Origin of the sequence: Rhodopseudomonas sp. BR0C11 (assembly GCF_010820945.1) — a bacterium.
Classification (GTDB): Bacteria; Pseudomonadota; Alphaproteobacteria; order Rhizobiales; family Xanthobacteraceae; genus Rhodopseudomonas; species Rhodopseudomonas palustris_H.
Window position 1 is genome coordinate 1 of the sequence record NZ_QTKI01000816.1, and the last position, 581, is coordinate 581.

General features: G+C 64.0%; 1 protein-coding gene and 1 pseudogene. Both read right to left on the reverse strand.

Annotation, left to right across the window (positions count from 1 at the left end; translation table 11 throughout):
* A pseudogene (gene fliM / locus DYI24_RS27565) lies at positions 1-328 on the reverse strand (flagellar motor switch protein FliM); the annotation flags it as partial.
* A gap of 6 nt (positions 329-334) precedes the next feature.
* Positions 335-581 (reverse strand): flagellar basal body-associated FliL family protein (locus DYI24_RS27570; RefSeq protein WP_205523727.1); only part of this gene is annotated, 247 nt, incomplete at its 5' end.

Here is a 581-nt window from a genome sequence, read left to right on the forward strand (position 1 = left end):
TTTCGAGCATCGGCAGACGCGCGTAGGAGAGCATCGCGGAGTCGATGAACGCGCGGATGCCGGGGTTCTCGTCGAGGTGCACCTCGCCGACGCTGAAGCCGAGGAGATTGTCGATCTCCTCCTGCGACAGCACCCGCTCGCCGCCATTCTTGCCGCCGCCGAGATCGCGGCCACCATCCTCGACCATGGCGGCCCATTGCTCCGCCATCGTCCCGGTTAGTTCGTTCTCCGCTGCCGCCTTTGCCGCGGCCTCGGGATCCTCCGACGCCATGGAGGCTTCCCATTGGGCGGCAATTGCGTCCTGGTCGAGTTGGTCCTGGCCGGCCATGTCAGCTCACTGCACCAGCACTTCCTTGAACAACACAGCCGACACCTGCGCAGGCGCGATCGCCATGTTGACGCGCCGGGTCAGCTCTTCCTTCATCCGAAACATCCCGACCGAGCCGTTCAGGTCGCCCGAGCGCAGCTCCCGCAAGTAGGTCTGAAACAGGTCGGTGATCCGCGGCATGTTCGGCTTGATCTGCTCGGCGAGCTTCTCGTCCTTCACCTCGAGCACGACCTTGGCCTTGAGATATTGCACC